18 protein-coding genes and 1 tRNA gene are annotated in these 20,148 nt (G+C 74.2%); 8 read left to right on the top strand and 11 right to left on the bottom strand.

What is annotated here, in order from left to right; translation table 11 throughout:
• Positions 1-143 precede the first annotated feature (143 nt).
• Positions 144-2,948 (top strand): phosphoenolpyruvate carboxylase, encoded by a 2,805-nt coding sequence (gene ppc / locus LBW97_RS06655; RefSeq protein WP_224498622.1) that lies wholly within the window; start codon positions 144-146, stop codon positions 2,946-2,948.
• Positions 2,941-4,047, top strand: coding sequence for an inositol monophosphatase family protein (locus LBW97_RS06650; protein ID WP_224498621.1), 1,107 nt, complete (start codon positions 2,941-2,943; stop codon positions 4,045-4,047). The genes ppc and LBW97_RS06650 overlap by 8 nt, the downstream gene beginning before the upstream one ends.
• On the opposite strand, the gene LBW97_RS06645 is transcribed toward LBW97_RS06650, so the two are convergent.
• Positions 4,044-5,468, bottom strand: coding sequence for an NADP oxidoreductase (locus LBW97_RS06645; protein ID WP_224498620.1), 1,425 nt, complete (start codon positions 5,466-5,468; stop codon positions 4,044-4,046). The genes LBW97_RS06650 and LBW97_RS06645 overlap by 4 nt on opposite strands.
• Positions 5,469-5,542: 74 nt before the next feature.
• Between LBW97_RS06645 and LBW97_RS06640 the strand changes: the two genes are divergently transcribed.
• Positions 5,543-5,851 carry a putative quinol monooxygenase gene (locus LBW97_RS06640; protein WP_224498619.1) on the top strand — a complete coding sequence of 103 codons (309 nt, stop codon included), beginning with the start codon at positions 5,543-5,545 and terminating at the stop codon, positions 5,849-5,851.
• Here LBW97_RS06640 and LBW97_RS06635 read toward each other — a convergent pair.
• From LBW97_RS06635 to LBW97_RS06625, 3 genes are read right to left on the bottom strand one after another with little or no spacing between them, the layout of a single operon-like run.
• Entirely contained in the window at positions 5,848-6,678 is an 831-nt protein-coding gene (locus LBW97_RS06635; RefSeq protein WP_224498618.1) for a hypothetical protein, read from the bottom strand. The genes LBW97_RS06640 and LBW97_RS06635 overlap by 4 nt on opposite strands.
• 55 nt (positions 6,679-6,733) lie before the next feature.
• A complete protein-coding gene (locus LBW97_RS06630; RefSeq protein WP_224498617.1) occupies positions 6,734-7,543 on the bottom strand; it encodes an Fpg/Nei family DNA glycosylase in 810 nt (269 codons plus the stop codon).
• 35 nt (positions 7,544-7,578) lie between these two features.
• Positions 7,579-7,899 (bottom strand): GNAT family N-acetyltransferase, encoded by a 321-nt coding sequence (locus LBW97_RS06625; protein WP_224498616.1) that lies wholly within the window; start codon positions 7,897-7,899, stop codon positions 7,579-7,581.
• 188 nt (positions 7,900-8,087) lie between these two features.
• Between LBW97_RS06625 and LBW97_RS06620 the strand changes: the two genes are divergently transcribed.
• The 3 genes from LBW97_RS06620 (at position 8,088) to LBW97_RS06610 (ending at position 12,398) form a co-directional block, all read left to right on the top strand.
• A tRNA-Arg gene (locus tag LBW97_RS06620) sits at positions 8,088-8,160 on the top strand.
• Between the two features lie 150 nt (positions 8,161-8,310).
• The gene (locus LBW97_RS06615) at positions 8,311-9,789 is read left to right on the top strand and encodes an MFS transporter (protein ID WP_224498615.1); all 1,479 of its coding nucleotides are present in this window, start codon (positions 8,311-8,313) and stop codon (positions 9,787-9,789) included.
• Between the two features lie 35 nt (positions 9,790-9,824).
• A complete protein-coding gene (locus tag LBW97_RS06610) occupies positions 9,825-12,398 on the top strand; it encodes a SpoIIE family protein phosphatase (protein ID WP_224498614.1) in 2,574 nt (857 codons plus the stop codon).
• 13 nt (positions 12,399-12,411) lie between these two features.
• Here LBW97_RS06610 and LBW97_RS06605 read toward each other — a convergent pair whose 3' ends face one another.
• Positions 12,412-12,852 (bottom strand): DUF5313 family protein, encoded by a 441-nt coding sequence (locus LBW97_RS06605; protein ID WP_224498613.1) that lies wholly within the window; start codon positions 12,850-12,852, stop codon positions 12,412-12,414.
• Positions 12,853-13,029: 177 nt separating this feature from the next.
• Here LBW97_RS06605 and LBW97_RS06600 point away from each other — a divergent pair, with 177 nt between their 5' ends.
• Both LBW97_RS06600 and LBW97_RS06595 read left to right on the top strand, forming a co-directional pair.
• Positions 13,030-14,424 carry a hemolysin family protein gene (locus LBW97_RS06600; protein ID WP_224498612.1) on the top strand — a complete coding sequence of 465 codons (1,395 nt, stop codon included), beginning with the start codon at positions 13,030-13,032 and terminating at the stop codon, positions 14,422-14,424.
• A complete protein-coding gene (locus tag LBW97_RS06595) occupies positions 14,421-15,458 on the top strand; it encodes a hemolysin family protein (RefSeq protein ID WP_224498611.1) in 1,038 nt (345 codons plus the stop codon). The genes LBW97_RS06600 and LBW97_RS06595 overlap by 4 nt, the downstream gene beginning before the upstream one ends.
• Positions 15,459-15,529: 71 nt before the next feature.
• Here the strand turns inward: LBW97_RS06595 and LBW97_RS06590 are convergent, their stop codons facing one another.
• From LBW97_RS06590 to LBW97_RS06565, 6 genes are read right to left on the bottom strand one after another with little or no spacing between them, the layout of a single operon-like run.
• Complete coding sequence (locus LBW97_RS06590) at positions 15,530-16,072, bottom strand: hypothetical protein (RefSeq protein ID WP_224498610.1); 543 nt, start codon at positions 16,070-16,072, stop codon at positions 15,530-15,532.
• Positions 16,069-16,647, bottom strand: a complete 579-nt coding sequence (locus LBW97_RS06585; protein ID WP_224498609.1) for a hypothetical protein — start codon at positions 16,645-16,647, stop codon at positions 16,069-16,071. The genes LBW97_RS06590 and LBW97_RS06585 overlap by 4 nt, the downstream gene beginning before the upstream one ends.
• On the bottom strand, positions 16,644-17,207 hold the full coding sequence (locus LBW97_RS06580; RefSeq protein WP_224498608.1) for a hypothetical protein: 564 nt from the start codon (positions 17,205-17,207) through the stop codon (positions 16,644-16,646). Before LBW97_RS06580 ends, LBW97_RS06585 begins: the two co-directional genes overlap by 4 nt.
• A complete protein-coding gene (locus LBW97_RS06575) occupies positions 17,204-18,403 on the bottom strand; it encodes a hypothetical protein (protein WP_224498607.1) in 1,200 nt (399 codons plus the stop codon). The genes LBW97_RS06580 and LBW97_RS06575 overlap by 4 nt, the downstream gene beginning before the upstream one ends.
• A complete protein-coding gene (locus LBW97_RS06570; protein ID WP_224498606.1) occupies positions 18,400-19,851 on the bottom strand; it encodes a putative T7SS-secreted protein in 1,452 nt (483 codons plus the stop codon). The genes LBW97_RS06575 and LBW97_RS06570 overlap by 4 nt, the downstream gene beginning before the upstream one ends.
• Positions 19,851-20,135 carry a hypothetical protein gene (locus LBW97_RS06565; RefSeq protein ID WP_224498605.1) on the bottom strand — a complete coding sequence of 95 codons (285 nt, stop codon included), beginning with the start codon at positions 20,133-20,135 and terminating at the stop codon, positions 19,851-19,853. Before LBW97_RS06565 ends, LBW97_RS06570 begins: the two co-directional genes overlap by 1 nt.
• Positions 20,136-20,148 lie beyond the last annotated feature (13 nt).

Raw genomic sequence — 20,148 nt, 5'->3', positions numbered from 1 at the left:
GCTCTGTCGGTGCCGCGGTGCGGATGCCGCGTCCGCGCTGTGCCGCGGCACCCGCCCCCGTAGCGCGGCCGCGGTGGCCGGTCGGCTGAACGACGGCGCGCTCACGACATGAGTCCGTCACCTCCGTCCCCGATACTCGGGCGATGTCCGAAGCCACGGTCGACGTCGCCGATCTCCGCCACCACGCCGGTGAGGGGTCGCCCGACGACCGCGCCGACGAGCACCCGCTGCGCGAGGACATCCGGCTGCTGGGGCGCGTCCTCGGCGAGGTGATCGGCGAGCAGGCCGGCTCCGACGTCCTGGAGCTGGTCGAGTCCACCCGCGTGGAGGCCTTCCGCATCCGTCGCTCGGAGGTCGACCGGGCGGAGCTGACCCAGCGCCTGGCGGGCCTGGACGTCCGCGCCGCCAACCACGTGATCCGGGCGTTCAGCCACTTCTCCGTGCTGGCCAACCTGGCCGAGGACATCCACCACGAGCGCCGTCGCCGGCACCACCGCCGCGCGGGCTCCGCGCCGCAGCAGGGCAGCCTGGCCGCGACGTTCGCCCTGCTGGACGAGGCCGACCTGTCCGCCGACGACGTCGCCCGCGAGCTGGCCGGGGCGCTGGTCTGCCCGGTCGTCACCGCGCACCCCACCGAGACCCGCAGACGCACCGTCTTCCAGGTGCAGCGCCAGGTCACCCAGCTCATCCGGCAGCGGGACCGTGCGGGCGACGACGTCGACGAGGCGTGGTCGGCGCAGCTGTGGCGCTCGGTGCTCACGCTCTGGCAGACGGCGCTGCTGCGGCTTTCCCGGCTGCGGCTGCAGGACGAGATCGACGAGGCGCTGCGCTACTACGAGCTCTCGCTGTTCGAGGTCGTGCCGGCTCTCAACGCCGAGCTCCGCCGCGCGGTCGAGCAGCGCTGGCCCGGAGCCGGGCTGCTGCGCCGGCCGATGCTGCTGCCCGGTTCCTGGATCGGCGGCGACCGCGACGGCAACCCCTTCGTCACCGCCGAGGCGCTCCGCCGGGCCACCACCCGGCAGGCGGAGACGGCGCTTGCCCATCACCTCGCGGAACTCGTCGAACTGCGCAGCGAGCTGTCGATGTCCGACCGGCTGGTGACGCCGACCAAGGAGCTGTACTCCCTGGCCGAGGCCTCCCGCGACGACTCCCCCTTCCGCGCCGACGAGCCGTACCGCCGGGCGCTGACCGGAATCTCCGCCCGCTTGGCCGGCACGGCGCGGCGGATCCTGGGCTCGGTGCCGGGGGAGGCGGAGCCGCGGCCGAACCTGCCGGCCTACGACGGCCCGGACCAGCTGCGGGCGGACCTCGACGTCGTCGACGCGTCGCTGCGCAGCCACGGGGCCGGGTCGCTGGCCGACGACCGCCTGCTGCGGCTGCGCGAGGCGGTGGAGGTGTTCGGCTTCCACCTCTGCGGCCTGGACCTGAGGCAGAACTCGTCGGTGCACGAGCAGGTGGTCGGCGAGCTGCTGGCGTGGGCCGGCGTGTGCGACGACTACGCGGGCCTGGACGAGGCGGCACGGGTGGAACTGCTGGCCGGCGAGCTGACGCTGCGTCGTCCGCTGGTCCGCCCCGACGCCGAGCTCTCGGAGGAGGCGCGGAAGGAGCTCGACGTCCTGGTCGCCGCTGCCGAGCGGGTCGCGCTGCTCGGCCCCCGGACCATCCCGAACTACGTGATCAGCATGTGCGAGTCGGTCAGCGACGTGCTGGAGGTCGCCGTCCTGCTCAAGGAGGTCGGGCTGCTCGACCCGGCGGGCGAGGACGGCCCGACCTGCCCGGTCGGGATCTCGCCGCTGTTCGAGACGATCGACGACCTCAAGGCGGCCGCCACCACCCTCGGCGCGGTGCTCGACCAGCCGCTCTACCGCGCGCTGCTGGCGAACCGCGGTGACGTGCAGGAGGTCATGCTCGGCTACTCCGACAGCAACAAGGACGGCGGTTACCTCGCCGCCAACTGGGCGCTCTACCGGGCCGAGCTGGAGCTGGTGGAGCTGGCCCGGGCCGAGGGCGTGCGGCTGCGGCTCTTCCACGGGCGCGGCGGCACCGTCGGCCGGGGCGGCGGACCCAGTTACGAGGCGATCCGGGCGCAGCCGCCGGGCGCGGTGGCCGGCGCGCTGCGGATCACCGAGCAGGGCGAGGTCATCGCCGCCAAGTACGCCGACCCGGACCTCGCGCGGCGCAACCTCGAGGCGCTGGTCGCGGCGACCCTGGAGTCGACCCTGCTCGACGTCGAGGGTCTCGGGGACGACGCCGACGACGCCTACGCGCTGCTCGACGAGCTCGCCGGCCGCGCCCAGCGGGCGTACGGGGAGCTGGTGCACGAGACGCCGGGCTTCGTGGAGTGGTTTCGCGCGGCGACCCCGATCCGCGAGCTGGGCGAGCTGAACATCGGCAGCCGGCCGCCGTCGCGCAAGAAGGGCGACTCGATCGCCGACCTGCGCGCCATCCCGTGGGTGTTCAGCTGGTCGCAGACCCGGATCATGCTGCCCGGCTGGTACGGCACGGGCACGGCGCTGGAGGAGTGGGTCGGCGACTCCGAGGAGCGGCTGGAGCAGCTCCGCGACCTGCACCGGCGGTGGCCGTTCTTCCGCACGGTGCTCTCCAACATGGGCATGGTGCTGGCCAAGACCGACCTCGGACTCGCCGCCCGGTACGCCGAGCTGGTGCCGGACGAGGAGCTGCGGGCCCGGGTGTTCGACCAGATCACCGCCGAGCACGAACGGACCTGCCGGATGACACTGGCGGTGACCGGTGACGACCACCTGCTCGCCGACAACCCGTCGCTGGCGCGGTCGATCCGCAACCGGTTCCCCTACCTGGAGCCGCTGCACCACCTGCAGGTCGAGATGCTGCGCCGTCGCCGCGCGGGAGAGGACGACGAGCTGACCAGCCGCAACATCCAGTTGACCATCAACGGCATCGCGACCGCCCTGCGCAACAGTGGCTGACCGCTGGTTCCTGCGCCGCCGGCCGGTGCCGGACACGGACCTGCGGGTGGCGGTGAGCGGCGCGGACGTGCGCACCGCGGCGCTGGGTCTCGGGCTGTCCCCGGCGGCGCTCGCGCCGGGGGTGCACGATCCGCGGCTGCGGGTGCTCGTGGGCGAGGGGCAGGCGGCGCTGGTCCGTCGTCAGTGGCACCACGAAGGATTCGCCGAGGCGGTCCTGCTCCGGCGCTCCGGCGTGCCGCTCGAGCACCCCGGCGTGCTCGCGCTGGCCGCCGGCTGGGGCTGCGAGCGGGTGCGGCACGGCAGCACCGACCGGTGGCGCGAGGTCCCCGGCCCGGATGCGGACGCACCGCTGACCGACCGCTTCCGGCACCTGGCCGCGCTGGCGGCGAGCCGGGTGGAGATCGCCGTCGGCCTCGCCCGGGACAGCGGCGTGGAGCGCATCAAGGGCGACGGCAGCCCGTCGCTGGCCGCCGACGAGGCGGCGCACGAGGCGGCGGTCGAGTCGCTGTCCGGGCTGGGGGTCACCGTCCTCAGCGAGGAGCGCAGCGACAGCCCGGTCGGCGCCGGCGAGCCCTGGATCGTGCTGGACCCGCTGGACGGCACCGGCAACTTCTCCGCCGGGCTCCCGCCGTGGGCGTTCTCGGCGGGGCTGGTCCAGGACGGCGTCCCGGTGGCCGGGCTGGTCGCCGACCTCGCCTCCGGACGGCGGTGGACCGGGGTGGACGGCGTCGGCGCGGAGCGGGACGGCGTGCCGATCGCGCCGCGGCCCGGCACCACCGTCGCCGTTCCGAGCGGGCCGTCGGGGCGCACCGTCTCGGTGCCGTCGACCGCGCGGCGGGTGCGGATCAGCGGCTGCACCGCCGTCGACCTGTGCGTCGTGGCCGACGGCGCCGCCGCGGCCTGGCACGACCTCGACCGCAGCGGCACCCACGTGCACGACGTCGCCGGTGGGCTCGCGGTGCTGTTGGCCGCGGGGGGCGTGGCGCTGGACCCGGACGGCCGCCCGCTGCACCTGGAGCCGGACACCGAGAAGCTCGTCCGGCTCGTCGCGGCGTCGTCGGTCGAGGAGGCCGCGGCGCTGATCGCGGCGATGGCTTAGCGGGCGGCCGCCGCCCGTACCGCCGCCAGGAGCGACTCCCGCTCGTGCAGCGTGGTGCGGGCGCGGCCCTTGCTCGCGCCCAGCGCCTGCTCGGCGGCGTCGATCGCCCGCCAGTCCTCCAGCAGCACCGGCTCCGCACCCCGCGCCTGCAGCGTGTGCACCAGGTCGTCGACCGGGCCGCGCACCCGCAGCGTGCCGTCTGCGGCGTCGGCGAGCAGGCCCGCGACGGTCTCCCGTGCGTCGTGCTTGTTGTGCCCGACGACGCCGGACGGCCCGCGCTTGATCCAGCCGGCCACGTACTCACCCGGCGAGGGGTGGCCGTCGCGCAGCACGCGCCCGTCCTCGTTCGGCACCGTTCCGGACCGCTCGTCGACCGGCAGCCCCGGGAGCCGCGTGCCGAGGTAGCCGACGGACCGCACGACCAGGTCGGCCGGGATCACCTCGAGCTCGCCGGTGCCCACGGCCCGTCCGTCGCCGTCGACCGCCGTGCGCTCGACCTCCACGCCGGTGACCCGATCCTCGCCCAGCAGCCGCACCGGGCGGCGGAAGAAGCGCAGCCGCAGCCGGGCGTGCCCGGGCTCGGGGGAGTGCTGCGACCACTCGCGCAGCACCGCGAGGTTGCGGACGATGCCGCGGTCGGACGCGGCCCGTTCCTCGGCTCCGGGATCCAGTTCCAGCTCGGCGGGATCCACCAGCACCGTGGCCCGCGCCAGCTCCCCGAGCTCGCGCAGCTCCTGGGTGGTGAAGGTCGCCTGGGCCGGCCCCCGGCGGCCGAGCACGGTGACCTCCTCGACCGACGTCGCGGCGAGCGCGTCGAGCACGTGCTGCGGCATGTCGGTGGACTCGAGCTCCTCCGGCGTGCGGGCCAGCACGCGGCCGACGTCGAGGGCCACGTTGCCCACGCCGATGACCACCACGGAGCGGATCCCGGCCAGGGCGGCCTCCACGCGGGCACGGTCGGCGTCGGGGTGTCCGGTGTACCAGGAGACGAGGTCGGTGGCCGCCAGGCTGCCGGGCAGGTCCTCGCCCTCGATGCCCAGGTGCCGGTCGAGCGCGGCCCCGTAGGTGTAGACGACGGCGTCGACGTGGTGCCGCAGCTCGTCGAGCGTGATGTCGGTGCCGACGTCGACGTTGCCGACGAAGCGCACCAGCGGGTGGTCGAGGCTGCGGTGCAGGGTGTCGCGGATGGCCCGCATCTTCGGGTGGTCCGGGGCGATCCCGTGCCGGACGAGGCCGAACGGCGTCGGCAGCCGGTCGATCAGGTCGATGGCGACCGGGACGTCGCTCTGCCGTGTCAGGGCGTCGGCGGTGAAGATGCCGGCCGGCCCGGCGCCGACGACGGCCACCCGCAGCGGGTGCCGGTCGGAGGGGGAAGGTGCCGACGGGGGAGCGGGAACTGCGTCGTCGGCCACGACTGGCATCCTGACCCGGCCGGGGCCGCTCCACCAGGGCTGGGCTCCGGAATCGTCCGTTCCCGTCCCTCCTGGAGGCCCCTGTGTCCGTCGTCGTCGTCGCCACCATCACCCCCCGGCCCGATGCGGTGGACGCCGTCCGGGAGGCGGTGCTGGCCGCCGTACCGCAGGTGCACGCCGAGCCCGGCTGCGAGAAGTACGCCCTGCACGAGGCCGACGGCGTCTTCGTCATGGTCGAGCGCTGGGAGAGCCGTGAGGCGCTGAAGGCGCACGGCAAGGCGGAGGCGCTGACGAACCTGGGCGCCGCCATCGGCGACAAGCTGGCCGCGCCGCTGGACGTCCGCTACCTGACCGCCGTTCCGGCCGGCGATCCGGAGAAGGGCGCGATCTAGCGGCAGGCGTGGTTGAGGTCGAGCTCGCCCGGGACGTACTGGGTGAGCTCGACCCGGCCGCGCGGGACCAGCGCGTCCGTGCGGCAGTCGGCGATCGCCTCGCTGCGACTGGTCGAGCCCGCGAGCCAGCTGGGCAGGCCGGCCAGCGGGCTGTCCGAGGGCACCTCGCCGACGATCTGGCCCCACTGCTGGCCCGTCGAGTAGACGCCGACCCGGCCGTCCTGCTCCTCCAGGTACTCGACCATCCCCTCGAGGGTGGCCCGGTTGCGCTCGCGGGCCTCGGACGAGCCGGACTGCCAGGTGTTCATGGTCTCGACGTCGAGCCACCACGTGTACCGGGCCGGCTGGCTGTCGAGCCGGGCGGCCCGGGCGGCGGGACGGAAGAAGGACTCGACGCTCGTGAGCGCCCGCTCCCAGCCGTACTGCCACGAGCAGGCCGCGGAGTTCCCGCCGTCGCAGCTGCCGTAGGGGGTCGATCCGGCCGACGGCCAGGTGGCGATCTGATCGCGCACCTCGCCAGGGTTGGCGGTGTTCACGTAGAGCTGGACCCGCGGCTGGTCGCGCACCGCGCCGGTGGACTCGTCCGCCCAGAGCAGCTGCTCGGTGAGGCACGGGTTGGTGCGGGTGGCGAGGCCGCCGTTGACCCCGATGACGGCGAAGGCGCCCGGATCCGGCAGCTCCGCGTCGCACTGCGGGTGCGAGATGTCGTAGCCGACGGTCCGCGGCGCATCGGTCCGGTCGGGGGCTGCCGACGCGGCCGCCGGGCTGCTGAGCAGCGCCGTGACCGTCGCGAGTGCGACGACGACCCACCGTGATCCCGATCTCATCGGCGGCGAACGTACACGCACTTCCTGGGAACCCGACAGCCCGGTCGACCAGGCCTCATGTCGCCTGGCAGACGGGGCACCAGTAGAGGTTGCGGCCCACCATCACCTGGGTCTGCACCTCGGTTCCGCACACCCGGCAGGGCAGCCCGGTGCGGCGGTACACGTAGTGCGCGTCCTCCCGGGTGACGGCGCCGCTGCGGCGGGAGCGATCGGCCGGCCGGGTCGTGACGATGCGCCCCATCCGGACGCCGGACCGCAGCAGGGTGACCAGGTCCGGCCACATCCGGCCCCACAGCTCGGCGTCGACCGAACGGCCCGGGCGGAACGGGGAGACCTGGTGCCGGAAGAGCAGCTCGGCCCGGTAGACGTTGCCGACGCCGGCCAGCACCGACTGGTCCATGAGCAGCGCGCCGATCGCCGTCCGGCTGCCGGCGATGCGGCGGAACGCGACGGCGCCGTCCGCCCGCGGGCGCAGCGGGTCGGGGCCGAGCCGGTCCAGGATCCGGTCCACCTCGGGGGTGCTGAGCACCTCGCAGGCGGTGGGGCCGCGCAGGTCGGTCCAGACGCCCGCACCGTCGGCGCCGTCGGCTTCCCAGCGCATGCGCAGCGCACCCTTGGCCGGTGGCGGGGTGCCCGTGCCGGTCAGGTAGGTGCCGTAGAGCCCGAGGTGCACGTGCAGGGAGTCGCCGCCGAAGCGGGCGAACAGGTGCTTGCCGTAGGAGAAGACCTCGTCGAGCACCCGGCCGTCGAGCAGCGCGGCACCGGCGTCGAACCGGCCCTGCGGGCTCGTGACGTGCACCGGCCGGCCGGCGAACAACTGGGTCTGCTCCCGCGCCAGGCGGTACAGGGTGTGGCCCTCGGGCATCCGCGCAGCCTAGGTGGCCGTCGCCGTCGCTCCGCTCAGCGGTCTGCGGTCTCCAGGCCGAAGTGCTTGCGGTCCTCGGCGGCCACGAGTTCCACGTCGCCCGGATGCTGCTGGATGTAGTGCCGGATGAAGGAGCAGTAGGGGAGCACCGTGAGCCCGCGCTCGCGGGCCGCGGTGAGGACGCCGGCGACCAGGACCTTGCCGAGACCGAGACCGCCCATGCTGGGGTCGATCTCGGTGTGCGGGAGCGTCATCTGCCCGTTGTCCACGTGATAGCTGGCCAGCCCGACCACGCGCTCGCCGACCCGGATCTCGAACCGCCCCTTCTCGGGAACGTCCACCACCGTGCTGTCCATCGACCCTCGTCCACCCTTCCGTCGTTCCCCGGCGTCATTGCCGGAGCAGGACGTACGTCGCAGAACCGTAACCCCGCGCGGACCGTCCGTGTCCTCATTGGTTCGACGCGTCGGGTGCGCGGCAGGTTCCGCAGCGTCGCCCGTTAGCCTCTGACTCGTCGGTCCGGCGCGGGCAGTGCTCCGCCGTGGCCCCCGTAGCTCAGGGGATAGAGCATCGGTTTCCTAAACCGTGTGTCGCAGGTTCGAATCCTGCCGGGGGCACTCAGCGCGCCGGAAATCCGGCTGACCGGACGCTGCCGGGCGGGCATCATCACCGGGCACCGATGAGCGGGCGCCTCCCACGCGGTCTCTTCTGCAGACCGCACCGCCGGGCACCCGCCCCGGACCCTGGTGCCGACGGAGGAGGACACCATGGCCGACCGGGCTCCCGCACTCGACCTGAGCTCAGCGCGCGAGCGGGCCTTCGCGCACCTGCTGGTCAACAACCTGCTGGTCTCGGTCGTGAACTACACCGTCTGGTTCGCGGTGACCTTCTGGATCTTCCTGGAGACCGGATCGGTCTTCGCCACGGGCATGATCGCCGGCATCTTCCTGGTCGCGACGGCCGCGACCGGGATCTGGTTCGGCAGCCTGGTCGACCACCACCGCAAGCACGCCGTGATGCAGGGCTCGGCGGTCGCCTCGATCGCGTTCTACTCCGGGGCGCTCGCGGTCTACCTGCTCACCCCGGAGCGGTCCTTCCAGACCGCGGCCAGCCTGCCGCTGTGGATCTTCGTCGTCCTCCTCATGGCGGGGGTGATCGCCGGCAACCCGCGCATGATCGCCCTGCCGACCCTGGTCACGCTGCTGGTCCCCGAGGACCGGCGGGACCGCGCCAACGGGCTGGTCGGCTCGGCGACCGGCCTGTCCATGCTCGTCACCTCGGTGATCAGCGGGCTGCTGATCGCCTTCGGCGGCATGGCCGCCGTCCTCGCGCTCACCCTGACCGTCCTGGTGCTGTCGGTCCTGCACCTGACCGGGGTGCGGATCCCGGGCGACGGCGCCGCGTCCGCATCGGGGAGCGGGGACGACGCCGGAGCCGCGTCCGGCGTGGACCTGCGGGGCACGATCCGCCTCGTCCGCGGGGTGCCCGGCCTGCTGCCGCTGATCCTGTTCAGCTGCTTCAACAACTTCCTCGGTGGCGCCTTCATGGCGCTGATGGACCCCTACGGCCTGTCGCTGATGTCCGTCCAGGCGTGGGGCCTGCTCTGGGGCGCGCTCTCCGCCCTGCTGATCGTCGGCGGGCTGCTCGTGGCCCGCGTCGGCCTGGGCAGCCGCCCGATCCGGGTGCTGCTGCTGGTCAACGTGCTGATGTGGACCGGGACGATGCTGTTCCCGTTGGTCTCCTCGGTCCTCACGCTCACCGTGGCGATGGCCCTGTTCATGGTTGCGATGCCGTTCGCCGAGGCCGCTGAGCAGACGGTGCTGCAGCGGGTGGTGCCCTACGAGCGGCAGGGCCGGGTGTTCGGCTTCGCCCAGAGCGTCGAGCAGGCGGCCTCCCCGCTGACCGCTTTCCTCATCGCCCCGCTCACCGAGTTCGTGGTGATCCCGTTCATGACCGACGGCGCCGGGGCGCGGTCGATCGGCGGATGGTTCGGCACCGGACCCGTCCGCGGCATGGCCCTGGTCCTCACCGTCACCGGCCTGGTCGGGGTCCTCGTCGTCCTCGCGGCTCTCGTCAGCCCCGCCTACCGACGGCTGAGCGCGGCCTATGCCGCGGCCCGGGACGACGCCGTCGCCGCGGGGGAGCCCGACGGGGAGACCGCCGCCGTCCCGCCCCTGCCTGCGGCTCCCGCGCCGGTGGTGGCAGCGGCGGCGGCGCTCCGCCCGGGTGGAGACCCGTCAGCGTGACGACCGGCCAGGACGGGCTTCGTTAGATTGGGGCCGTGCTGACCAGCGGGCCCGGTTCCCCCGGAGCGGGCGAGACGGCACGCACCGGTGAGGAATGGACCTCGACGGCCGACCGGACGGCGCTGGACCGCGTCACCGATCTCGCCGCCCGCCTGCTGCACGTCCCGTCCGCCCAGGTCTCGCTGCTCTCCGACGTCCAGACCGTCGTGGGCGGCACGGGGCTGTCCCCGGGCGCGGTGGGCAGCCGGACGCCGCGGGAGGACTCGTTGTGCACCGTGACGGCGGGGTCCGGCGCCCCGCTGTTGGTCACCGACGCCGGCAGCGACCCGCGGGTCTCGGCGCTGCCGCCGGTCAGGTCGGGCGCCGTCGGCTCCTATCTCGGGGTTCCCCTCGTCGGCCCCGACGGGCAGCCGATCGGTGCGTTGTGCGTGTTCGACCCCGCCCCTCGGGAGTGGACGCCGTCGGACGTGTCGGTGCTGGAGCAGCTGGCGCGCGCCGTCGTCGCCGAGCTCGAGCTGGCCGCGGTCAGCGCCGACCGGCGCGCGGACCGCACCCGGTGGGACCTGGCGGCCGAGGCCGGGGGTGTGGGGGCCTTCGACCTGGATCTGGAGAGCGGGGTGCTCGTCCTCGACGACCGGCTGCTGGAGCTCTCCGACCTGGACCGGGCCTCGTTCAGCGGGCGGGCCGAGGACGTGTACGCCCACGTCCACCCCGACGACGTCGAGGACGTCATCACGCGCGTGCAGGAAGCGATCGCCACGGGCGGTTCCTACGAGTCGGAGTACCGGATCGTGCCGGCCGACGGCGGGCGCCGGTGGGTCGCCGCCCGCGGTCGGGTGGTCGTCGACCACGGCCGACGGCGGCTGATCGGCGTCGCCAGCGAGACCACCGCCCAGCGGGAGCCCATGCAGCGCACCGCGGAGCTGCTGGAGGGCCTGGCCGTGGCGTTCATCGCCATGGACCGCGACTGGGTGATGACGCACGTGAACACCGAGGCCGAGCGGATCGCCGGCCTGCCCCGCACCGCGATGCTCGGCCGCTCGCTGTGGGAGACGTTCCCGGCGACGCTCGGCACGGAGTTCGAGGACAACTACCGTCGGGCCGCGGCCACGGGGCAGCCGGTGGTCTTCGACGCCTACTACCCCGAGCCGCTCAGCGTCTGGGTCGAGGTCCGGGCGGTCCCCGGGCCGCACGGCGTCGCGCTCTACTTCCTGGACATCACCAACCGGGTGCGCCTGCAGCGGCGCAGCGAGTTGCTGGAGCGGGTCAGTGCCGAACTGACCGGCACCCTGGACGCCGAGGTCGCGGTCGCCCGCCTGGCGCAGCTGGTCGTCCCTGCCCTCGCCGACTGGTGCCTGGTGACCCTCGTGGGGGACGAGCAGCACCACGGCTTCCGGCACGGGCTGCGAGACGTGGGCTGGTCGCACAGCGACCCCGAGCTCCTGCCGGTCGCCGCCGCCTACGCCCGGGAGCGGATCCCGGCGCTCTCGGACACCTCCTTCGTCGCACGGGCGCTCAGCACGGGGCGGCCGGTGGTCCTCGACCGCGACGCGGCCGCCAGCATCCGCGAGGTGCTGGCGCCCGGTCCGGCACAGGAGCTGCTCGGCGAGCTGGCGCCGGAGTCGTTCGCCGCCCTGCCGCTGCGCGGGCGGGGGCGCACCGTCGGTCTCCTGAGCCTGTTCAACGGGGCAGGCCGGGGGTCGCTCACCTCCGAGGACCTCGCCACCGCGGCCGACATCGCCGGCCGGGCCGGCCTGGCCCTGGACAACGCGCGCCTCTACCGCCAGCAGACCCAGCTGGCGGAGGGGCTGCAGCGGTCGCTGCTGACCGCGCCGGCGCAGCCGGACCATGTGCAGGTCGTGGTGCGCTACACCCCGGCGGCCGAGACCGCGCAGGTCGGCGGTGACTGGTACGACGCCTTCCTGCAGTCCGGCGGCGCCTCGATCATCACCGTCGGCGACGTCCTCGGGCACAACGTCGAGGCCGCGGCGGCCATGGGGCAGATCCGGTCGATGCTGCGGGCCATCGCGGTGACGACCGGCGCGGGGCCCGCGGAGATCCTGCGCCGCGTCGACGAGGCGATGACCACGCTCCAGCTGGACACCACCGCCACCGCCGTCGTCATCCGGCTGGAGCAGAGCGAGGACGAGGCGCGGCGCGGCCGCACGACGGTCCGCTGGTCCAACGCCGGCCACCCGCCCCCGATGGTCATCGCCCCCGACGGCTCCGTGTCGCCGCTGACCGGGCCGCGGGCAGACCTGCTCCTCGGTGTCGACGAGACCGCCCGACGTCGCGAGTTCGAGGTGACGCTGCCCTGGGACTCGACGCTGGTGCTCTACACCGACGGGCTCATCGAACGGCGCGACCAGGACCTCGACGAGGGGCTGGGCCGGCTCTCCCAGGCTCTCGAGGAGCTGGCCGACCGCGATCTGGACGAGCTGTGCGACGAGCTGCTGGTCCGGATGCTGCCGGAGCGGACCGACGACGACGTGGCGCTGGTCGCCGTGCGGCTGCACCGCCAGGACCGGCTCCGCCCCGCCGAGGCGGGCCCCAACCGCATTCCCCCCGACGTCGCGGACAGCCCGGCGGTCATCGTCCCGGAGCGATGAGCCCGGAGGCCGCTCAACGGCCGGTGCGCTCCCGGTAGCGGGCGGCGCGCTTCGCGGCGGCGGCCCGTCGGCGCTCGCTGTCCCGCAGGTCCCGCTGCTGACCGGCGCGGTCACGGACGGCGGTGGCGGTGCCGGCGGGATAGCCCGCCTTCATCACCCGGGTCTCCGTCGTCTCCGGCATGTAGGCCAGCGAGTAGATGAGCCCCAGGAAGATCCCGCCGCCGCAGACGGCCACGCGCAGGCCGAGCGGAGCCGGCAGGAAGATCATGACCAGCGCGATCGGGACCGCCATCTGCACCAGCATCCGGGCCACGTGGCGCAGCCCCCAGGTGCGGGTGGTGGTGTCGAACAGCACCCAGCTGCTGTGTCGCGGGGGCAGTGCGCCGCCCAGGGCGTACCAGAGCCAGCGGTGCGCAGCCGGCCGGACGATCGGTTCGTCGGGGGCGCTGGTCACGGCGTCCAGGGTAGGCCCGGGCGTCGGTCGTCGTCCGGAGCCCGGGAACGTGGACGGCCCCTCTACCGTTGTGCCGTTGAGCCGACCCGGCCCGTCCGCATCGTCGAAGAGAGCCATGAGCCCGTATCACAGTCCCGAGGCCACGCCCACCCAGTCCGCTGAGGGGGTGCGTGGCCGGTGACCGAAGTGCTCTCCCTGCTGCTCGGACTGCTGGTGGTGCTGGCCATCACCGCGGTGACCGGGTACTTCGTGGCTCAGGAGTTCGCCTACATGGCGGTCGACCGGGCCACGCTCGCCGCCCGCGCCGAAGCGGGTGACACGGCCGCGAAGCGCGCGCTGGGCGTCACCCGCCGCACGTCCTTCATGCTGTCCGGGGCTCAGCTCGGCATCACCGTCACCGGGCTGCTCGTCGGGTACGTGGCCGAGCCGCTGATCGGTCAGTCGCTGGGCGCACTGCTCGGCGATGTCGGCATCCCCACGGCGGTGAGCCTGGGAGTCGGCGCGGTGCTGGCGCTGCTGTTCTCCACCGTCGTCCAGATGCTGTTCGGCGAGCTCTTCCCCAAGAACCTGGCCATCTCGCGCCCGGAACCGGTCGCCCTCTGGCTCGCCGTCTCCACCGTCGGCTACCTGAAGGTGTTCGGCTGGCTGATCTGGGTGTTCGACCAGGCGTCGAACCTGCTGCTGCGGGCGCTGAAGATCGAGCCGGTGCACGACGTCGAGCACGCGGCCACCGCCCGCGACCTCGAGCACATCGTCGAGGACTCCCGGGAGAGCGGCGACCTGCCCGCGGAGCTGTCGATCATGGTCGACCGGATTCTCGACTTCCCGCAGCAGCACGTCGAGCACGCGATGATCCCCCGCCCGCGGGTGGGCTCGGTCGCCGAGACCGACACGATCGGCCACCTGCGCGAGCTCATGGCCAGCGGCCACTCCCGCTACCCGGTGCTGGAGAGCGCGACCGGCGACGTCGTCGGGGTGGTCCACCTGGCCGACGTGCTGACGACGACGAAGCCCGACACCGTGCCGGTGACCGCGATCGCCCGCGAGCCGCTGGTCGTCTCCACCTACACGTCGCTGCCCGACGCGCTGCAGCAGCTGGCCGACACCGAGAACCAGCTGGCCTGCGTGCTCGACGAGTACGGCGGCTTCGCCGGCGTGATCACCCTCGAGGACCTCGCCGAGGAGCTGGTCGGGGAGATCACCGACGAGCACGACGCCGATCACCCGGAGTACGTCCCGATCGAGGGGGACGGCGTCTGGGAGATGCCCGGTGACGTGCACGTCGACGAGGTCGAGCGCTCGCTGGGCGTCGACCTCCCGCGCGGGCACTACGAGACCATCGCCGGGCTGGTCATCGCCGCCGCCGGTTCGCTGCCCCCGCCGGGGACGTCGCTGGCGATCGAGCTGCCGCCGGATCCCGGGGACCTCGTCCTCGCCGACGAGCCGGCTCCGCGCCAGCTGCACGTGCACGTGCTCGCCGTCGAGCGGCACGTGCCCTCCCGGGTGCGCCTCGAGCTGCCCGACCGCATGCCGGACGCCGACCCGGCGATCGTCCAGGAGGAGACCCGATGAGCGACGACCCGCTGGTGGTCGTCATCGCCACCGTGGTGATCGTCGCGCTGTCGGCGTTCTTCGTGGCCGTGGAGTTCGCCGCGCTGGCCGCCAAGCGGCACCGCCTGGAGGAGGCTGCTCCCGACAGCCGCGCCGCCCGGGCCGCGCTGCGGAACTCCGCGGAGCTGACGCTGCTGCTGGCCGGCTCCCAGCTGGGGATCACCGCGGCCACGCTGGCGCTGGGCGCGATCAGCAAGCCGGCGGTGCACCACTGGCTCACGCCGTTGTTCGAGACCTGGGGCCTGCCGCTGGTCGCGGCCGACGTCGTCGGCTTCGTGCTGGCTCTGCTGGTCGTGACCTTCATCCACCTGGTGGTGGGCGAGATGGCACCCAAGTCGTGGGCGATCGCCCATCCGGAGCGCTCGGCCACCCTGCTCGCCGTGCCGATGCGCGGGTTCATGCTGGTGTTCCGGCCCCTGCTGCGGCTGCTCAACGCCATGGCCAACCGGCTGGTCCGCGCGGTCGGCGTCGAGCCGGCCGACGAGCTCGCCGTCGGGCACAGCCCCGAGACGCTGCGCCACCTGGTGGAGCACTCGGCCAACGTCGGCGCACTGGACGCGAGCTTCTCCGCGCAGATCGCCGGCGTGCTGGAGCTCGAGCGGCTCACCATCCGCGAGATGGTCGGGCCGGTGTCCCGGCCGACGGGTGTGCGCTCGGCCGCGACCGTCGGCGAGGTCCGTGCGCTCACCCAGGCATCGGGGCACCTGCGGATCCTGCTGGGCGCGGTCGACGGCGAGGAGATCAGCGGCGTCGTGCACGTCCGCGACACGCTCACCGCGGCCGACTCCGCGTCGGCGGCGCCCTTCGCCCGGCCGGTGTTCGCCCTCGAGGCCGACACCTCCGTGCACGCGGCGCTGAAGGCGATGCGGGAGACCCGCAACCACCTCGCCGTCGTCCGCGACGCCGACGCGGTGATCGGCGTCGTGACCCTGTCCGACGTGCTGCGCCGGCTCTTCCCGCAGCCCGCGGGAGAGACCGCGCAGACGACGGCGTGAGCGGCGGCGTGCCGGCGGCGGGCGAGAAGGTCAAGGACGCCTTCAGGTAGCCGGACGCGGCGGTGGCGAGGTCAGCCGTCGGTGAGCCGCAGGCCTGCGGCCGCCGCGTCGGCCAGGGCGACCAGCTCCGGGCCCAGGGCGACGGCGCCCCAGGACAGGTCGATGCGCAGCCCGGTACCGCGGCCCAGCGGTACGACGTGCTCGACGGTCTCCACCACGGTGCCGTCCGCCGCGGCGTTCACCCCGTGCCGCCGGGCTGCCGGACCGAGCGGCAGGTCGGCCCGGGTGAGCTCGGGGGAGACGATGTCGGCCGCCGACTCCGCCGCGAGCTCGGCCAGCACCGCATCGGCGTCCTCCGCGCAGGCCACCTGGTGGACGACGAGGACCCCGACGATCGTCTGCGGCAGTGTCTCGGGCACCAGGACGGCGCAGGCCAGCGGATCCAGCGGCTGCAGGCGTTCGGCGATGGTGGCCAGCTCGGCGGCGAGCGGCCCCGGCGGCTCCCGGTCGGCGCACAGCTCGTCGGCGGTGCGTTCGGCCCACTGCCCCAGGTCCCCGGCGACCGGGACCTGCACCCATGGGCCCGCCGGCAGGTCTACGTCGACGCGGGTCATGCCGACCACCTGACCGTGTGGGCGACGGACTCGAACAGCTCCGCCAGCGCGTCGGCCACCACGACCAGCGGGCTGGAGAACGACAGCAGCAGCAGCGTCCCCCGGGGGCCTTCGAACGTGTAGTCGACGAGCAGCAGTTCCTGTCCCGCCGGCACCCCCAGCTCGGAGTGGCCCAGCGCCTGCACGCGCTGCCGCCGCACCGCCCGGCTCCCGCCGAGGTCGACCAGCACGGGGCGGGCCTCGTCGTCGGTCATGTCGCGGGCCACCGCCTCGAGGGTGGGCAGGTCCGGAGGCTGTGGGATCAGGCTGACGACGAGGCTCACCCCGATCGGAACGCCCGCGACGGGGTCGAGGCTGAGGTACATGTCCACGCCACCGCCCGCGCGGGCCCGCCGCGCACGTTCGAGCAGGGCCTCGGCCGACTCCCGGCGCAGCACGGGCTGGTTGTCGACGCCGCGGAACTGCCGGGCCACCGCGGTGTCGACGGCCCGGCGCAGGGCGGCGTCGTCGGTGAGCGGCAGCCGCCACCAGTCTTCGGGGACGACGAGGCCGAGCCGGTTCTGCGCGGCGGTCACCACACCTCCACGAGTGCGTCGCGGGCGATCCCGTCGGCCATGTCCGCCAGCGAGGAGGCGTCGGGGTGGTGCTGCGGCCACTGCATCCGCAGCACCACGGCCCCGGGTGCCCTCGGCGGCACCACGACGTGCAGCACCTGTTCGGTGAGCCGCTCCAGCTCGTCGGGCACGGCTCCGCGCAGCCGCACCGCGGGGCCGCCGGCCACCTCGACCCGGTCCTGTTCCACCGGGTGCCCGGTGCGCGCCATCGCCCGGTGGAACGGACCCGAGTACGCGGCCGGCCCGCGGCGCAGCCACGAGCTCCGTCGGACGGGAAACACGAGCAGCACGGCGTGCAGGTGGGGCGCCTCGGCGCGGCCGTGCACGAGCGTCTCGACCGAACCGGTCACGTCGTCGAGGTAGGTGACGTCGATCAGCTCGTCGGCCACCGCCTCCCGCTCGGCCTCGTCGGCGCCGGAGAGCACGTGCTCCAGGATGCCGGCGATCCAGGCGTCAGGATCGTCGCGTGAGAGCTCGTACCACCCCAGGGGAAGCGCCAGCCGCGCGGTGAAGGACGTCACCGCGCGACGTCGAGCCAGCGGGTGGCCGCCGCGCGGGCCAGCACCGGTCCGAAGAGCAGAACGCAGTTCACCAGTCCGAGCAGCAGGGTCGGCGTCGACTCGTAGCCCCGGAGCGCCACCACGAGCGGCACGATGCCCACCCCCGCTGCCAGGCTGGCGTCGTTCCTCAGCCCCAGGCCGCCCGGGAACTCGAAGGTGTCGAGCGGGAGCCCTCCGGATCGCGGCACCAGGAGCAGCTCCGCCGCCCGGCCGAGGCCGGGTGCGACAGCCCGCTCGACGGGGATTCCTCGGCGGCGGAACACGTCCAGCTGCCCGTCGTCGTCGCCGAACCACTGCTCCCACGGCAACCGCACGACCGCACGGCCGAGGCCGTCGAGCAGGTCCACGCGCTCGGGCCGGTCGGCTCCCGGTGGCGTGACGACCACCGCCCGCTGCGCGCCGAGCGGGAAGTTCGGCCCGTCGAGCCAGGTCTGACGCCGTTCGCGGTCGCGGACGACCAGCACGTCCACCGGGCCGGTGGCCGGTGTGAGCACCAGGCGCGCGACCCGGCGGAACCTCCGGCTGACCGGGACCGACGGTCGCGGGCTCACGTCGTCCCCGGCCGGCACGCGCAGACCGCGTCGGCGCCGCAGGGCCTGCTCGACGCACAGGACCGCGGCGCAGATCGTGGTGAGCGCCAGGGCGGCCGGTGCCAGACGGGGGTCGGGCAGGTAACCGGTCAGCAGGAAGGCCACGAACCACAGCACGCCCAGCAGGCTCATCGTCATGCTGACCTTCGTGGCGAAGGCGACGCGCGGGGCCGCGGGCCAGAAGTCGACCTTCGCCTCGATCCGGCCGCGCTCGAGCGGAAGGCCGGCCGTGGCGGCCAGCTGCTGCAGCCCCGTCCACTCCACCGGGTCCTCCGACCCGCCGCGGCACTGCGGCGCCACCCTGACCAACGGAGGTGTCCAGTGGCCGAGTTCGAGGACTGCGACCGCCTCCTTGTCCGGGCCGAGGAACGCCGCCCGTCCCGCCCCGCCGTCGGCCGCGTCCCAGCGGACCGCCACGACGTCGGTGCCGACCCGGAGGACGCGCTGCTCCGCGCCGGCGGGCTCGAGGACCACCTCGCCCGGGCGGGCGGTGACGGTCGCGGCCGCGACGCGCGGGTCGTCGGCGCCGGCGGATCGCAGGCGCACCATCGTGCCGGCGCGGGTCACCGGGCCACCGGGGTCGGGGGGATGTCGGACGACGGAGCGACGAAGCCCTCGGGGAGTCCGGAGGCCGGTGCGTCGAAGGTCCCCATCGACGGGTCCGGGGCGAGCGCCTCGGAGGCGCTGAACCCGTCGACGACGGTCCCGGTGAGGGTCGTCGCGCCCGTCAGTGCCGTCGTGGCCCGTGCGCCGAGGTACGTGCTCCGGGCGGCGCCGGAGTTCAGCAGGACGTCGTCGACCGCCGAGAGCGCACGGTAGTCGGCCGTGACGCCGAGCTGCGGGGCCACGCCGTTCCGCCAGAACTGCCCCCCGGTGAAGGCGGAACGCGCCTGCTGGAAGTCGTCCACCCACGTCGCCCGGCCGTTGCGCACGGCCGAGATCGCCTCGGTCACGACCTGCCGTGGCGCGCGCGCCACCTCCCTGGCCCCGCCGGCGAGGTGCCCGGCGAAGCTGGTGGTCCCGTGCGCCCGGTCGGCGGCGCGCATCGGGCCGCCGATCAGGGTCCACGCATCGGCTCGTCGCGAGGCGTGGTTGCCGGTGCCGGCCAGGACATTGCGGGCGTTCTGCCAGGCCCGGCTCCGGGTGGCGAGCGACGACGTCTTCGCGAGGGCTCCGAACAGTCGCCCCACCCCGAAGAGCGCGAGGCCCAGGATGTCGCTCTTCAGCTGGTCCCACCGGTCCTTGCCGTTCATGATCAGCAACCCGTTGCAGAGCAGCGAGACCGCCGTGGCCACGAGCGCGACCGCCGCCAGCACCTGACCGAGGATCGGCACCCAGCTGAGGAGCAGCGCGAGGACGCCGGCGATCGCCGCGATGGCGCTGGCGACGTTCGCGATGCTCTTCACGACGCCCAGCGCGTTGTCCTTCCAGCTGTCGTTGAGGTCGTCGGTGTCGATGGCGGCCTGCAGGCTGCTGGCGGCCCGGTTCCCGGCCGCGTGCTGGTCGTCGTGCGCCCGCTGGACGTCGTTCTTCGCCCGCTGGAGCTCCGAGCGCGCGTGCTCGAGATCGCGCTGCGCCGCGTTGCGACCGGCGGTGACGGTCGGGTCCTCCGGCTCGCCGGCGACGGCGGGGGTGTTCTCCAGCCGGTCGAGGTTGCCCTGGGCGGACTCCTGGAGCTCGAGCGCCTGGCGGGCCCGGGACAGGGCGGCGTCCGCCGTCACCTGGGCCGCGTGCTGCTGCGGGTGGTAGGCCTCCAGCGCATCGGCGGCGGCGTCGTACCGGTCGTGGAGCTGCCCGACCTGCTCGGAGAGGTCGCGGGTGCGCTCCCGCAGCGCGTCGCCGCCCTGGCCCTCGTACGCCGTTCCGTTGCCGATCCGCCCGAGGTTGGTCGACGCCGTCGCCACCGCCTCGGCGGTGCGCCGGTAGCGCAGGGCGAGGTCGGCGACCCGGTCGGGATCTCCCGGGGTCGGGTCGGTGGACCAGCCCACCGGCGACCAGTCGCGAGGCCGGCCCATCACTCGCCTTCCAGTGCGGCGACCAGGTGGCGCTCGATCTCCTCGAACGCCTTCCCGGCCTCCTCGACGACCTCGCCGAGCCCGTCGATGCCGTCGCGCAGATCGTTGCGGCGGTCGTCCCACGAGCCCTGCATCTCGTCGAGGGTGTGGGCCAGGCGGGGGTGACCGACGTCGTCGGCGTAGGCCTCGACGATGTTCTCCGCCTCGCTCAGCTCCACCGACAGCAGTCGCAGCGCGGCACCGGTCTCCCGGAGTTCCGTGGTGTTCAGCTTCAGATCGGGCATGCCCCCGCCTCCT

It is taken from the genome of Blastococcus sp. LR1 (assembly GCF_020166105.1).
Classification (GTDB): domain Bacteria; phylum Actinomycetota; class Actinomycetes; order Mycobacteriales; family Geodermatophilaceae; genus Blastococcus.
The sequence above is the reverse complement of the archived record's forward strand: the minus strand, read 5'-3'. Positions and strand labels throughout refer to the sequence as shown.